Raw genomic sequence first — 13694 nt, forward strand, 5'->3', positions numbered from 1 at the left:
CGAGCGAAAAAGCGGTTTGAGATGGTTTTCAACGCCCTTGCCTAAAATCTCGCTGAAGCACAGTGGACATTGAACAGGGTCTTAACGGCGGCGCCATAAAAAAGCCCGCCATGGCGGGGACCATAAGCGGGCGTGCGGTGCCGGATGCGGACCGAAACCGGGGCATCCAGCGCGGCAAGCTTTAAGCAAGCACCTTGGCCGCGGCGTCGCGCAGCGCGGTGCGCAGGCCTTCCTCTATCACGGGGTGGTAGAACGGCATCTCCAGCATCTGGGCAATCGTCAGGCCTTGCTGATGGCTCCAGGCCAGCAAATGGGCCAGGTTCTCGGCGCGCGGGCCTATCATTTCCGCCCCCATGAAGCGGCCGCTGGCGCGATCGGCGTAAACATGCAGCAAGCCTTGGTTGACGCCCATGACCCGACTGCGGCCCTGATCTTCGAAACTGACTTCGCCCACCACGAATTCGCCCTCCGGCAAATCGGCGAAGCGGCTGCCCACCATCATCATTTGCGGGTCGGAAAACACCACGGCGATGCTGGAGCGGCGCAGGCCGGGCCGTACCGCCGGATACAGCGCGGCATTGTCGCCGGCGGTCTTGCCTTCGTCCGCGGCCTCGTGCAACAGCGGCAGGATGTTATTGGCGTCGCCTGCGATGAAAACCGGCGAGTTCCCGCACTGCAGGGTCCGCGGATCGAACTTGGGCACGCCGCCCGCATCCAGCTCCAGACCGGCGTTCTCCAGCGCCAGGCCGCGCACATTGGGCGCGCGGCCGGTGGCGGCCAGCACGTAATCGAAACGCTCGCAAACCTCCTCGCCGTCCAGATTGACGTAGCGGATTTGCGCCTTGCCGTCGGCCAAGCCCATTTCCAGTATCTTGGCGTCCGGGTCCAGATAAAACTCCCGGCCCAGCGTCTGGCTGGCGTAGTCGCGCACCGCCGGATCGGACAGCGGCCCAACGCCGCCTCCGCGACCGAACACACGCACCTTGACGCCCAGCCGGGACAGCGCCTGGCCCAGTTCCAGACCAATGACGCCGGGACCAAACACCGCCACGCTTTCCGGCAGCGTTTCCCAGTCGAACACATCGTCGTTGATGATCAATTTGTCGCCGAAGACCTGAAACGGCGGCGGGATCAACGGCGAAGAACCGGTGGCGATCACCACGCGGCGCGCTTGCACCAACGTGTGTTCGTCTACCTGCAAAGTGGTGTTGTCGATAAAGCGGGCGTAACCGCGCAGCCGGTCTTGCGGCGGAATGCCTTCCACGCCATTGAGCACGAAGCCGACGAAACGATCGCGCTCCCGCTTGACTCGGTCCATCACCTCGCGGCCATTGATGCGCACTTCGCCATCGATATGCACGCCGAAGGGCGCGCTGTGGCGCGGCTGGTGCGCGGCCTCGGCGGCGGCGATCAGCAGCTTGGACGGCATGCAGCCGACGCGGGCGCAGGTGGTGCCGTAAGGGCCGCCTTCAATGACCACGGCGCTGGCGCCGCGAGCCTTGGCGGCGCGGTAGGCTGCGAGGCCGGCGGTGCCGGCGCCGATCACGGCGACATCGATGTTCAAGGTATGCATCTCATTCCTTTCGGTATCGGGATACGGCACGGCACGCTGGGCATGCCGTCTCGTATCCCGGTAAAAAAAGGGCCGGACGGAGCATCCGGCCCGCAACAACTCCGGTGGCGTCAGGGCCCGAGCCACCGGGGGACGAACACGGTTGAGGCTTACTTGGAGAAGTACTTTTCCACTTCGTCGGCGGAGCCGATCAGCTGGCCGTTGATGAACACCTGCGGCGCGGTCATCTTGCCGGCCACGGCGCCCAGCACCTTGCCGCGCACCTTGTTGTCCAGCGGCACTTCAACGAAGTCGTAGCCGTTTTCGCTCAGCACCGCCTTGGCGCGCGCGCAGTGCGGGCAGCCCGTCTTGGAGAACACCACCACTTGGTCCGGCTTCTTGGCGCTGGGGTTGATGTAATCCAGCAGGGTATCGGCGTCGGACACCTTGAACGGATCGCCCGGCTCTTGCGGCTCGATGAACATCTTGTCCACCACGCCGTCCTTCACCAGCATGGAGTAGCGCCAGCTGCGCTTGCCGAAGCCCAGGTCCTGCTTGTCCACCAGCATGCCCATGCCCTCGGTGAAATCGCCGTTGCCGTCCGGAATCATCACCAGGTTCTGAGCTTCCTGGTCCTTGGCCCATTCATTCATCACGAAGGTGTCGTTGACCGATACGCACAGGATGGCATCCACCCCGTTGGCGAAGAAGGCCGGCGCCAGCTCGTTGAAGCGCGGCAGGTGGGTAGAAGAACATGTGGGGGTGAACGCGCCCGGCAGCGAGAACACCGCTACGGTTTTACCGTCGAACAGCTCGGCGGTGCTGACATCTTTCCACTCGTTGTTGTCACGAACACGGAAAGTGACATTCGGTACGCGTTGGCCTTCACGGTTTTGCAACATGGCGAGACTCCTTGTTTGGATTGACTGACAGGTTTAATAAATCGATGGGTGCATTCTGATAGCTGACGGCAAATTCGTCTAATTGATTGTGCCAAGGCTGCTGATTTGCTTTTTTAATCGACAAGCAAGCGGCCTCACTAACCGTTAAAATTGCATAAACAAACCAACAATCAGGCCAACGCGGTGAAGATTCTGATTCTCGGCGGCGGACAGGTCGGCGCCAATGTGGCGGAGAACCTGCTTTCGGAAAACAACGACATCACGGTGGTGGATCAAAATGCCGCGCGGCTCAAGCAGCTGCAGGACAGGCTGGACATCCGCACCGTGGCCGGCAACGCCGCTCACCCGCAGGTGCTGGCCGAGGCCGGCGCGGCGGACAGCGACATGGTGCTGGCGCTGACCCGCGACGATGAAACCAATCTGGTGGCCTGCAAAATGGCCGAAGCCTGTTTCAACATCCCCACCCGCATCGCCCGCATCCGCTCCAGCGACTACTTGGCGTCCGAGCACGGCGACCCGCTCGCCCATTTCGGCATCGAGTCCGCCATCTGTCCGGAACAGATCGTCACCGACCACATCTATCAGCTGTTCGCCTACCCCGGCGCGCTGCAAGTGCTGGACTTCGCCGACGGCAAGCTGCAGCTGGTGGTGTCGCGCGCCCACTCCGGCGGACGGCTGCTGGGCATGCCGCTGCGCAATATCCGCGAACACATGCCGGACGCGGATTGCCGCGTCTGCGCCGTCCACCGCCGGGACAAGCTTCTGGTGCCGGACGGCGACACCGTGCTGGAGGAAGGCGACGAGGTGTTCTTCGTCGCAGCGCGCGAACACGTGCAGGCGATGCTCAAGGAGCTGCGCTTCAGCGAGCGGCCCTTGCGACGCATCATGATCGCCGGCGGCGGCAACATCGGCTACCGGCTCGCCAAACTGCTGGAAAACGATTTCAGCGTCAAAGTGATAGAGGCGCGGCCGGAACGCGCTCAGTGGCTGGCGGAACGGCTGGAGCACGCGCTGGTGCTGCGCGGAGAAGCCACCGACGAAGAGCTGCTGGACGCCGAGAACGTGGACGAGATGGACGTGTTCTGCGCGCTGACCAACGACGACGAAGACAACATCATGTCCACGCTGCTGGCCAAGCGCATGGGCGCGCGACGGGTGGTGGCGCTGGTCAACCGCACTAGCTATGTGGACCTGCTGGAAGGCCATCGCATCGACATTGTGATTTCTCCCCACCTGTCCACCATCGGCTCCATCCTGGCCCATATCCGCCAGGGCGACGTGGAGGCGGTGCATCCGCTGCGCCGCGGCGCGTCCGAGGCGATGGAGGTCATCATCCACGGCGACGCGCAACAATCAAGGCTGACCGGCCGCCGCATCGATCAAATCGACATGCCCCACGGCAGCCACATCGTGGCGGCCATCCGCGGCGAACAGGTGCTGATGGCGCATCACGATCTGACGGTGGAAAACGGCGACCATCTGATCATCTTCCTATCGCGCCGCCGGGTGATCCGCCAGGTGGAAAAACTCATTCAGGTCAAACTGGGCTTTCTGTGACCATGCATCTCACCGGCTTACACCATGTGGCGATCATCGCCTCAGACTACGCCCGCTCGCGCGACTTCTACCACCGCATACTGGGCCTGCCAGTGCTGGCCGAGCACTGGCGAGCGGAGCGCCAGTCCTGGAAGCTGGACCTGGCGATACCGGGCGGCGGCCAGCTGGAGCTTTTCAGCTTTCCGTCTCCGCCGCCTCGCCCCACTCGGCCGGAAGCCTGCGGCCTGCGCCACCTGGCCTTCGCCTGCTCCGACATCGCCTCCTGTCGCCAAAACCTGCTGGCCGAAGGCGTGCCGGTGGAGAATATCCGCGTGGACGAATACACCGGCGCTCGCTTTTTCTTCTGCGCCGATCCGGACGGCTTGCCGCTCGAGTTCTATCAGCCGCGGGACTGAGACATGCGCAAGATACTCGCCATCCTCTACGTGCTGTCCAAGCTGATCATGCTGTTTTCCTGCACCTTCCTCGCGCCGGCGCTGGTCTCCATCCTGTACCGCGACGGCGCGCTGGACACCTTCGTCACCGCCGCCGTGGCCGGGCTGGCCATCGGCCTGACGCTGTGGTCCGCCACCCGGCGTTACCAGCGCGAACTGAAGCCTCGCGACGGCTTCATTCTGGTGACAACGCTGTGGGTGGGCTTCGCCATTACCGCCTCCTTTCCCTTCATGCTGGCGCGTCCGGACATGCCGTTCAGCCATGCGCTCTTCGAAGCGATGTCCGGCCTCACCACCACCGGCTCCACGGTAATCAGCGGCCTGGACACCCTGCCGGCATCGCTCAACTTCTGGCGCCATTTCCTCAATTGGATGGGCGGCATGGGCATCATCGTGCTGGCGGTGGCGATACTGCCCATTCTCGGCATCGGCGGCATGCAGCTGTACAAGGCGGAAACGCCGGGGCCGATGAAAGACAGCAAGCTGGCGCCGCGCATCACCGAAACCGCCAAGAACCTGTGGCTGGTCTACAGCGGCTGGACGCTGGCGGTGGCGTTGGCGCTGAAAGCCGCCGGCCTGAGCTGGCTGGACGCGGTGTGCCACGCCTTCGCCGCGCTGTCGCTGGGCGGCTTTTCCACCCGCGACAGCAGCGTCGGCGCCTTCGACTCGCTGCCGGTGGAACTGATCCTGAGCTTCGGCATGATAGTCGGCGCGATGAACTTCGCCACCCACTTCCTGGCGCTGCGCCAGCGCTCGCTACGCGCCTACCTGCGCGACCCGGAAGCCAAGGCCATGCTGTGGCTGCTGCTGGGCAGCATCCTGGCGATGAGCGTCTACCTGTGGGCCCACCATGTCTACGACTTCCCCACCGCGTTGCGCCACGTCAGCTTCAACCTGATCTCCATCGCCACCGACAGCGGCTTCGCCAGCGTGGACTACGCGCGCTGGCCCATCTTCGTGCCTTTGTGGATGCTGTTCCTATCCAGCATCACCGCCTGCTCCGGCTCCACCGGCGGCGGCATCAAGATGGTGCGCACCCTGATGCTGAGCAAGCAGAGCATCAACGAAATGACGCGGCTGCTGCACCCGGCGGCGGTGCGGCCGGTGAAAATCGGCGGCAAAGTGGTGCCGCAAGACGTCATGCTGTCGGTAATGGGCTTCATATTTGTCTACTGCATGTGCATAGTGATATTAAGCTTCGCGCTGATCGCCAGCGGCCTGGATTTTCTCAGCGCCTTCACCGCGGTGATCGCCTCGATCAACAACGCCGGGCCAGGGCTCGGCGTGGTCGGCCCGGCGTCGAACTATGCGTCGCTGTCCGACTTTCAAATATGGATTTGCAGCCTGGCCATGCTGTTGGGCCGGCTGGAAGTGTTTACCCTGCTGATCCTGTTCACGCCGGCCTTCTGGCGCAAATAGGACGCGAAGAATTTACCCGCCGCGCGCGGGTCTGAACCAAAGCGGCGCTCAGCGCCGGATAATAAAGACGAAACCGGATCATGAACCCTATGACATTCACCGCCCCAAGCCGCATGCTCGCCCTCAGCCTGGCGCTGACGGCCGCCCTGCCCGCCTTTGCGGGCGCCGACGACGAACTGATCGCCGCCCGCGACGCCTTTCGCGGCAACAAGCTGGGGCAGCTGGCCAGCCTGGCGGGCGGCATGCCGTCCAACTACCCGCTGAAGGACTATCCGGCCTACTGGCTGGCGCTCAAGGCGCTGGACAGCGACGACGACGGCCCGGCCCAAAACTTTCTGGCCCGCGTGGACGAAGGCCTGATGCCCGAGCGCGTGCGCAACGAATGGCTGAAAAAGCTGGCGGCTCGCGAAAGCTGGAGCCGCTTCGCCGCGGAATGGAAAAAACTGCCGCCGGAAGGCCGTGATGAAGAATCCAGCTGTTACGGCCAGCTCAACGAACTCAATCAGGGCAAGGCGCCCACCGACCTGGACCGTTTCCTGGAAAGCCGGCCGCTGCCGGAGGGCTGCAACCGCCTGATCGCCGAGGCGGCGCGGCGCGGCGTCCTGAAACGGGACTGGCTGTGGCAACGCGCTCGCCTGCTGCTGGCCGGCAACTACCTGAGCCAGACCCGCCAGCTGGCCTCCAATACCGGCCTGCCGCTGGACAATGCCGCGCTCAGCAAACCCGCCACCGCCGACCTGTCCACCCCCGGCGGTCAGGAAGCGGCCGTCTACGACATCGTAATCAAGGGCAAGGCCAATATCAGCAACGGCCTGGGCAAGCTGCTCGAACACGAAAAAACCTTAAGCAAGGAGCGCGCCGGCTTCGCCTGGGGCCAGCTGGCGCTGCTGTCGGCACGCAAACAGCAGGCGGCTCAGGCGCTGCAATGGTTCGACAAAGCCGACGCCGATCAACTGACCGCCGAACAATGGGAATGGTGGGCGCGCTCCGCCCTGCGTCTGGAGCAATGGACCCAGCTGGAGAAAATCATCCGATCCATGCCGGCCAACGTCGGCGCCAAGCCGGCCTGGCGCTACTGGCGCGGCCGCTCGCTGCAACAGCTAGGCCGGCAGAACGAAGCCACGCCGCTGTTCAGCCAGGCCAGCGTAGGCCACAACTACTACGCGCTGCTTTCGCTGGAAGAGCTAGGCAACAGCCTGTCCACCCCGGCCAGCAAGAGCGGCCCCGGCAAGGACGACATCAAGCAGATGAGCGAGGAACCGGCGGTCAAGCGCGCGCTGGCGCTGCTGGAGCTGGCCGAACGCCACGTCAAGCCTGAATTCCGCGCCGACGCGCAGCGCGAATGGCGCTGGGCGATGCGCAACCGCAGCGACATCGAACTGCTGGCCGCCGCCGAAGTGGGCCGCCGCGCCAGCTTCTACGATATGGCCATCTACAGCGCCGAGCGCACCAAGGAAGAACACGATTATTCGCTGCGCTATCTGACGCCCTACCGCGATGTCACCCAGCGCTACGCCAAGCAGTTGGATATCGACGACGCCTGGGTCTACGGACTGATCCGCCAGGAAAGCCGCTTCATCACCATGGCGCGCTCCGGCGTCGGCGCATCCGGCCTGATGCAACTGATGCCGGCCACCGCCAAATGGGTGGCCAAAAAAATCGGCCTGGGCCAGTACGCGGTCAACGACATCGAAACCAATGTGCAACTGGGCACCTGGTATTTGCGCTATGTGCTGGACAGCCTGTCCAGCAACGAAGTGATGGCCACCGCCGCCTACAACGCCGGCCCCGGCCGCGCGCGCGCCTGGCAAGCGGACCGTACGCTGGACGGCACCATCTACGCGGAAACCATCCCCTTCACCGAGACCCGCGACTACGTGCAGAAGGTGATGGCCAACGCCGCTTACTACTCCAGCACCTTCGGCCACGCCAACATCTCCTTGAAGAACCGCATGGGCGTGGTGCCGGCGCGCTGAAAACCTGCGCCGCCCCAAGGGCGGCGCCCTCTCCCACAAGCACCATAAAGAGCCTGTTCAAAGGCTAGCGAGCTAGAACGAGACAAGGCGAAACCATTGAGAAAGCGAAATCTACATGCGCTATATGAGCATTTCGAAATCGTTTTTTAACGCCGTATCGCCGACGCGCAGCAGGCTTTGAACAGGCACGAAGAAAGGGAACCCATGACGTATCAACGCATCTGCATCATCGGCGGCAGCGGCTTCATCGGCAGCTACATCGCGGAACGCCTGACCGAACAAGGCTGCCAACTGACTATCGCCACCCGCCGGCGCGAACGCGCCAAGGCCTCGCTGCAGGTACTGCCCGGCGCTCAGCTGGTGGAGGCGGACATTCACCGCCCGGAAGCGCTGAAATCATTGATTTCCGGCCACGACGCGGTGATCAATATGGTGGGCATCCTGCACGGCAACGCCGCGCAGTTCGACAAAGCCCATGTGCAATTGACCGAAAAAGTCATCGCGGCCTGCCAAAGCCTGGGCGTGCGCCGGCTGATCCATATCAGCGCGCTGGGCGCCGATGAACGCGGCCCCAGCCTGTATCAGCAAAGCAAGGGCCGCGCCGAGGCCCGCGTGCGCGAGAGCGGCCTGGAGTGGACCATACTGCGGCCGTCGGTGGTGTTCGGCCATGGCGACAGCTTCCTCAATATGTTCGCCAGCTTGCTGCGCAAAGCACCCTTTCTGCCGCTGGCCGGCGCGCATACGCGCTTCGCGCCGATCTGGGCCGGCGACGTGGCCCATGCGGTGGAGGCCAGCCTGTCGCGCCGCGCCGCCATCGGCCAGAGCCTGGACTTGGCCGGCCCCGGCGTCTACACGCTGGCGGAACTGGTGAGCCTGGTGGGCCGCCACATCGGCAAGCCGCGGCCGGTGATCGCGCTGCCGCAAAGCCTGGCCATGCTGCAGGCCGCGTTAATGGAATGCCTGCCCGGACCTACGCTGATCAGCCGCGACAATGTGCGCTCGCTAAGCGTGGACAACATCAGCGATCAACCCTTCCCCTCCGCGTTGCTGGGCTTCAGCCCCACCGCGCTGGAAGCCTTGGCGCCGGGCTTGCTGGGCAGCGATGAATTCAATCTGACAATGTCCGCCTACCGCCGCCAGATTGCGCGCTGAACGGAAAGAATCAATGCAATGCTATATCGTCGGCGGCGCCGTGCGCGACCGCCTGCTGAAACTACCGGTGAAAGACCGTGACTGGGTGGTGGTGGGCGCCAGTCCGCAAGAAATGCTGGCGCTGGGCTACAAACCGGTGGGCAAGGACTTCCCGGTGTTTCTGCACCCGGACACCCACGAAGAATACGCATTGGCCCGCACCGAACGCAAAACCGGCAAGGGCTACCACGGCTTCGCCGTCTACGCCGCGCCGGACGTGACGCTGGAGCAGGACCTGGCGCGGCGCGACCTGACCATCAACGCCATCGCCGAGGCCCCGGACGGCAGCCTGATCGACCCCTACCACGGCCGGCGCGACCTCGAAGCCGGCGTTTTGCGCCACGTCAGCCCCGCCTTCGCCGAAGACCCGGTGCGTATTTTACGGCTGGCGCGTTTCGCCGCCCGTTTCGGCTTCACCGTGGCCGACGACACCATGGCGCTGATGCGGAAAATGGTGGCGGACGGCGAAGCCGACGCGCTGGTGGCGGAGCGGGTATGGCAGGAATTAGCCAAGGGTTTGATGGAGGAGCGGCCATCGCGCATGTTTCTGGCCCTGCGCGCCTGCGGCGCCCTTGCCCGCGTGCTGCCGGAAGTGGACGCGCTCTTTGGCGTGCCGCAACGCGCCGACCATCATCCGGAGATAGACACCGGCGACCACGTGATGCGGGTGCTCGACTGCGCCGCCGCCGAAGGACTGCCCCTAACAGCGCGCTTCGCCGCGCTGACCCACGACCTGGGCAAGGCGCTGACGCCGGCGGAGGTGCTGCCGCGCCACATCGGCCATGAAGCCGCCGGCGAAGCGCCGCTGCTGGCCTTATGCCAGCGCTTGCGCGTGCCGGCGGACTGCCGCGACCTGGCGCGCATCACGCTATTGAGCCATACCAAAGTACACTGTGCTTTCGAATTAAAGCCAAGCACAATACTACGATTGTTCAAGCAAACCGACGCCTTGCGGCGGCCGGAGCGCTTCTTGCTGATGCTGGACGCCTGCCGCGCGGACGCGTGCGGACGCTTGGGTTTTCACGACCGGCCCTATCCGCAGGCGGACTATCTGTCCGCGCTGCTGGACGCGGCGCTGGCGGTGGATGCCGGCGGCATCGCCCGTCAGTGGGAAGACAAGCGCACCCTTCCGGAAGCGATAGACCGCGCCCGGACCCGCGCCATCGCCGTCCGCAAGGAGCAACTGGAGACGCACTGACATGGCCTCGATCTATCGCCTGCCGTCCACGCTGATGCGCGGCGGCACCAGCAAGGGTCTGTTCATCCGCGCCGACGTGCTGCCCGAGGATACCTCAACCTGGGAACGCATGTTGTTGCGCGCCATTGGCAGCCCGGACCCGCACGGCAAGCAGATAGACGGCCTGGGCACCGGGCGGGCCAGCACCAGCAAAGTGATGATCCTCAGCCCGTCGCGGCGCGAAGACTGCGACGTCGATTGCCTGTTCGGCCATGTGTCGATAGAACACGCCTTGATAGACTGGTCCGGCAACTGCGGCAACCTCAGCGCCGCGGTGCCGCTGTTCGCGGTGATGGAAAAACTGGTGGAGCCGCGCGACGGCGTGGCCTCCATCGGCATCTGGCAGGCCAATGTCGGCAAGCGCATCATCGCGGAACTGGAAATCATGCACGGCCAGCCCGTCTGGCAGGGCGACTACCACATCGACGGCGTCGCCTTTCCCGGCGCGCCGATCCGACTGCGTTTCCTGGACCCTGCCGGCGGCAGTTCCGGCGAACTCTACCCCACCGGCAAGCTGGTGGACGAACTGGCGCTGCCGGACGGCAGCCGAGTGGAAGCCACCCTGGTGGATGCCGGAAACCCCACAGTGTTCGTTCGGGCCCGGGATTTCGGCCTTAAGGGCGATGAGGAAATGGCTGCCCTGCAGGAAACCGCGCGCCACCGGCTGGAATGGGCGCGGGAAATCGCCGCCGTGGTCATGGGCTTGGCCCCCGACATCTTCGCCGCCCGGCGCGAACGGCCGGGCTCGCCGCGAATCAGCCTGCTGTCGGAAAGCCGGGACGAGGATTGCCAGATCAACGCCCGCATCCTGACCTCCGGCCGCTCGCTGCACCACGCCTTCACCGGCACCGGCGCCATCGCGCTGGCTTGCGCCTGCGCCACCGAGGGCACGCTGCCTCAGCAATTGGCCGGCGCGCCGGTGCGCGGCATGCCGCTGACCTTCAGCCACGCCAGCGGCAAGCAAACCGTGGAAGCGGTGCTGGGCCACTCCGCCGAATACGGCTGGACCATCAGCGAGGTGGTGATGACCCGCACCGCCAGGCCGCTGATGCGCGGCGAAGTTTACATTCCGATGGATTAGCGGCTTGCAGCGTCAAGGCTGCGCGGGCTCGGCGGCCTGCTGTTGACGCAACTGCGCCGCCAGCTCGCTCAAATCTTCGGAACCCAACGCTTGGCTCGCCTGATGCGCGCCAAGCGCCGCCGCCCCGGCCAGCGCGATGAACATCAACAACCGTTGCAGCGGACGCCGCTTCAATCGGTCCAACCAGCCCAGCACGCCCAGCGGCAGGCCGGCCAACAAGCCACCGATATGGCAGGCCTGGTCCACGCCGGACACCATGAAACCCATGCCCAGATTCAGCAGCACCACTTGCGCCAAGGCCTTGCCCTGCGAACCGCCCATGTCGGCGTCGCTGAGGCCGGCCACGCACAAGGCGCCGGCTAGGCCCATCAGGGCGCCGGACGCGCCCACGCTGGCCACCAGGCGGATGCTGCTCTGCATCAGCAGATTGGTCACCGGATGCGTGCCGTACCACCAAGCGCTGACCAGGCCCGCCGCCAAGCCGGCGGAAAGATAAATCGCGAGGAAACCAACACCGCCAAAGCGCTTTTGCGCCAAGGGGCCAATCAGCAGCAACATATACATATTGAGCAACAAATGCATGGCCCCGCCATGCACGAACATGCTGCTCAACAGCCGCCAGCTATCGCCGCTCAAGGTGAACGGCGCCAAATTGGCGCCCCAGCTCACCAAGTGCTCGGGGTCGGGCTCGGTCCAGGAGACGCCAGAAGCGCCCATCCAGATGTATACCATCAGATTGGCGAGGACTAGGGCGATAGTGGCCCATTGTTGCTGCACAAGAGAGGACAGCCCGCCAAGGCGGGATGCGGAAGAGTCAAGCGCGGATTCATTCATATGTACTGGTTTCCCGTCTTTCAATTTGCCGTTTAAATATCACCGACGCATGATAAAGCAAACCAGCCAAAATAAAAACCAATCGCTACTCAATATTCATACGCGAAGACTCAAGCCATTGCCTCGCCGCGCAACAACTCCCGCTCCACCTGCCGCAGCATGCGCCGACGGATCAGGCCGCTGACCGGCCGGATCAAATACCAGTAGGGAGCAAACCGCAAACGGGTGGCCGCGTCGGGGCAATGCACGCGGGTTTGAGTCGATAGGCGAACACCCTCTGCGACGGTTTCGCAATGGAAACTCAACAACAGCCGGGCAACGCCCGGCTCGTTCAACGCCATGAAATCCTCAAGGCCGCCGATCTCGCGCAGACCGAAGTCCGCGCGCCAGAACGCCCCCGCCAGACCCAGCGTCAATTCCCTATCGCCGTCGCGCGCCAGCGGCGTGAAACTGTGCATGCCGAACGGCGGCCGGTTGCCTGGCAAGGCGCCGCTCAGGCGGCCGGGCAGCTCGCGCAGCGCCATGAAGCGCCGTGCCCAGGGATCGTCCGCCGGCGCAATGCGCTGCACCGCGTCCAACACCGAACCCGACACCGCCAGCAAAATCCGGGAGTGGGTTTCAACATACTGATAGCTCGGCAGAATCCGCTCCGCCAACGCAAAACGCTCCATCCGTCCTTCTCCGTTTCCGGCGGCGAGCGGCGAGTCTCAACCGGCCGCCACTTCCAGCTGCCGCACCCGCTCGAATAAGCACACCGTCGCCGCCATCGCCACATTCAGCGATTCCGCATGGCCCGGCATCGGAATCCTCACCCGCGCATCAGCCAGGGCCAGCGCCTCGGCGCTGACGCCGGCGCCCTCGTTGCCAAACACGAAAGCCACCGGCCCGCGCAAATCCTGCGCGTACAGCGAGGTGGAGCCCTCCAGATGAGTCACTAGCTTGCGGCCGTCGTAGCTCGCCAGCTCCGTGCACAAATCGGCTTGTTCATGGATGTTCAACACGAAGTGCGCGCCCATGCCGGCGCGAAGCACCTTGGGCGAATACACATCGACGCAGCCCTTGGAGAGCGCCACATCGCGGACCCCCGCCGCGGCCGCGCAGCGCAAGATGGTGCCCAGATTGCCCGGATCCTGTATATCCTCCAGCATCACCCGGGACGCGCCCGCCGGGCTGGGGCGCGGCTGCGGCCGTGGGCACAAGGCCAGCAACTCCCCGGCGGTAGCCAGTGCCGTGGCCTTGGCGAGCACTGTTTCCGGCACCGTGATCACGACAGTCGGCGCGCTCAAACGCCGCAATAAGGCTTGCACCTCCGGATGCGCTGCCGCCGCCTCGTTGAGATACACCCGCTCGGGCACGATGCCGGCGTCCAGACAGGACTCGGTCAGATGAATGCCCTCCAGCAACATCGCTTGTTGCTTGCGGCGTTCGCGCGGGCTCTGCGCCAAGCGCGCCAATTGCTTGATTTCGTCGTTATGGGCGGAGGTGATGGTTTTGCTGATGTACGACATGTG

At 64.5% G+C, this 13694-nt stretch carries 12 protein-coding genes; 7 read left to right on the top strand and 5 right to left on the bottom strand.

What is annotated here, in order from left to right:
- Nucleotides 1-181 precede the first annotated feature (181 nt).
- Together BR71_RS14160 and BR71_RS14165 are read right to left on the bottom strand one after the other, a co-directional pair.
- Nucleotides 182-1573: a dihydrolipoyl dehydrogenase gene (locus tag BR71_RS14160; RefSeq protein WP_043638649.1), complete on the bottom strand. Its 1392-nt coding sequence runs from the start codon at nucleotides 1571-1573 to the stop codon at nucleotides 182-184.
- Between the two features lie 149 nt (nucleotides 1574-1722).
- Nucleotides 1723-2454 (bottom strand): glutathione peroxidase, encoded by a 732-nt coding sequence (locus BR71_RS14165; protein ID WP_043593907.1) that lies wholly within the window; start codon nucleotides 2452-2454, stop codon nucleotides 1723-1725.
- Between the two features lie 183 nt (nucleotides 2455-2637).
- On the opposite strand from BR71_RS14165, the gene trkA reads away from it, so the two are divergent.
- The 7 genes from trkA to BR71_RS14200 all read left to right on the top strand — a co-directional run bounded on the left by trkA (nucleotide 2638) and on the right by BR71_RS14200 (nucleotide 11349).
- On the top strand, nucleotides 2638-4011 hold the full coding sequence (gene trkA, locus BR71_RS14170) for a Trk system potassium transporter TrkA (protein WP_039755462.1): 1374 nt from the start codon (nucleotides 2638-2640) through the stop codon (nucleotides 4009-4011).
- Between the two features lie 2 nt (nucleotides 4012-4013).
- Nucleotides 4014-4406 (top strand): SMU1112c/YaeR family gloxylase I-like metalloprotein, encoded by a 393-nt coding sequence (gloA2, locus tag BR71_RS14175; RefSeq protein ID WP_208854879.1) that lies wholly within the window; start codon nucleotides 4014-4016, stop codon nucleotides 4404-4406.
- Between the two features lie 3 nt (nucleotides 4407-4409).
- On the top strand, nucleotides 4410-5864 hold the full coding sequence (locus tag BR71_RS14180; protein WP_052370584.1) for a TrkH family potassium uptake protein: 1455 nt from the start codon (nucleotides 4410-4412) through the stop codon (nucleotides 5862-5864).
- An 80-nt stretch (nucleotides 5865-5944) separates the two neighbouring features.
- Nucleotides 5945-7840, top strand: a complete 1896-nt coding sequence (locus tag BR71_RS14185) for a lytic transglycosylase domain-containing protein (protein ID WP_244269638.1) — start codon at nucleotides 5945-5947, stop codon at nucleotides 7838-7840.
- Between the two features lie 204 nt (nucleotides 7841-8044).
- Nucleotides 8045-8992, top strand: coding sequence for a complex I NDUFA9 subunit family protein (locus BR71_RS14190; RefSeq protein ID WP_043638659.1), 948 nt, complete (start codon nucleotides 8045-8047; stop codon nucleotides 8990-8992).
- Between the two features lie 13 nt (nucleotides 8993-9005).
- On the top strand, nucleotides 9006-10229 hold the full coding sequence (locus tag BR71_RS14195) for a multifunctional CCA addition/repair protein (protein WP_043638662.1): 1224 nt from the start codon (nucleotides 9006-9008) through the stop codon (nucleotides 10227-10229).
- Nucleotide 10230: 1 nt separating this feature from the next.
- Complete coding sequence (locus tag BR71_RS14200) at nucleotides 10231-11349, top strand: 2-methylaconitate cis-trans isomerase PrpF family protein (RefSeq protein ID WP_043638665.1); 1119 nt, start codon at nucleotides 10231-10233, stop codon at nucleotides 11347-11349.
- A 12-nt stretch (nucleotides 11350-11361) separates the two neighbouring features.
- Here BR71_RS14200 and BR71_RS14205 read toward each other — a convergent pair whose 3' ends face one another.
- From BR71_RS14205 to BR71_RS14215, 3 genes are all read right to left on the bottom strand, one after another.
- Nucleotides 11362-12183: a rhomboid family intramembrane serine protease gene (locus BR71_RS14205; protein ID WP_052370585.1), complete on the bottom strand. Its 822-nt coding sequence runs from the start codon at nucleotides 12181-12183 to the stop codon at nucleotides 11362-11364.
- 110 nt (nucleotides 12184-12293) lie between these two features.
- Nucleotides 12294-12854 (bottom strand): DUF2867 domain-containing protein, encoded by a 561-nt coding sequence (locus BR71_RS14210; RefSeq protein WP_043638668.1) that lies wholly within the window; start codon nucleotides 12852-12854, stop codon nucleotides 12294-12296.
- A 36-nt stretch (nucleotides 12855-12890) separates the two neighbouring features.
- Nucleotides 12891-13691 carry a TrmH family RNA methyltransferase gene (locus tag BR71_RS14215; RefSeq protein ID WP_043638672.1) on the bottom strand — a complete coding sequence of 267 codons (801 nt, stop codon included), beginning with the start codon at nucleotides 13689-13691 and terminating at the stop codon, nucleotides 12891-12893.
- Nucleotides 13692-13694 lie beyond the last annotated feature (3 nt).

The sequence above is a fragment of the Chromobacterium haemolyticum DSM 19808 genome, from assembly GCF_000711885.1.
GTDB classification, from domain to species: domain Bacteria; phylum Pseudomonadota; class Gammaproteobacteria; order Burkholderiales; family Chromobacteriaceae; genus Chromobacterium; species Chromobacterium haemolyticum.

What these genes read in the sequence shown, in the direction of transcription:
- BR71_RS14195 (WP_043638662.1), top strand. Translation starts at nt 9,006, where the DNA reads ATGCAATGCTATATCGTCGGCGGCGCCGTGCGCGACCGCCTGCTGAAA.
- BR71_RS14165 (WP_043593907.1), bottom strand. Translation starts at nt 2,454, where the DNA reads ATGTTGCAAAACCGTGAAGGCCAACGCGTACCGAATGTCACTTTCCGT.
- BR71_RS14200 (WP_043638665.1), top strand. Translation starts at nt 10,231, where the DNA reads ATGGCCTCGATCTATCGCCTGCCGTCCACGCTGATGCGCGGCGGCACC.
- BR71_RS14185 (WP_244269638.1), top strand. Translation starts at nt 5,945, where the DNA reads ATGAACCCTATGACATTCACCGCCCCAAGCCGCATGCTCGCCCTCAGC.
- BR71_RS14215 (WP_043638672.1), bottom strand. Translation starts at nt 13,691, where the DNA reads ATGTCGTACATCAGCAAAACCATCACCTCCGCCCATAACGACGAAATC.
- BR71_RS14190 (WP_043638659.1), top strand. Translation starts at nt 8,045, where the DNA reads ATGACGTATCAACGCATCTGCATCATCGGCGGCAGCGGCTTCATCGGC.
- BR71_RS14205 (WP_052370585.1), bottom strand. Translation starts at nt 12,183, where the DNA reads ATGAATGAATCCGCGCTTGACTCTTCCGCATCCCGCCTTGGCGGGCTG.
- BR71_RS14160 (WP_043638649.1), bottom strand. Translation starts at nt 1,573, where the DNA reads ATGCATACCTTGAACATCGATGTCGCCGTGATCGGCGCCGGCACCGCC.
- gloA2 (WP_208854879.1), top strand. Translation starts at nt 4,014, where the DNA reads ATGCATCTCACCGGCTTACACCATGTGGCGATCATCGCCTCAGACTAC.
- BR71_RS14210 (WP_043638668.1), bottom strand. Translation starts at nt 12,854, where the DNA reads ATGGAGCGTTTTGCGTTGGCGGAGCGGATTCTGCCGAGCTATCAGTAT.
- BR71_RS14180 (WP_052370584.1), top strand. Translation starts at nt 4,410, where the DNA reads ATGCGCAAGATACTCGCCATCCTCTACGTGCTGTCCAAGCTGATCATG.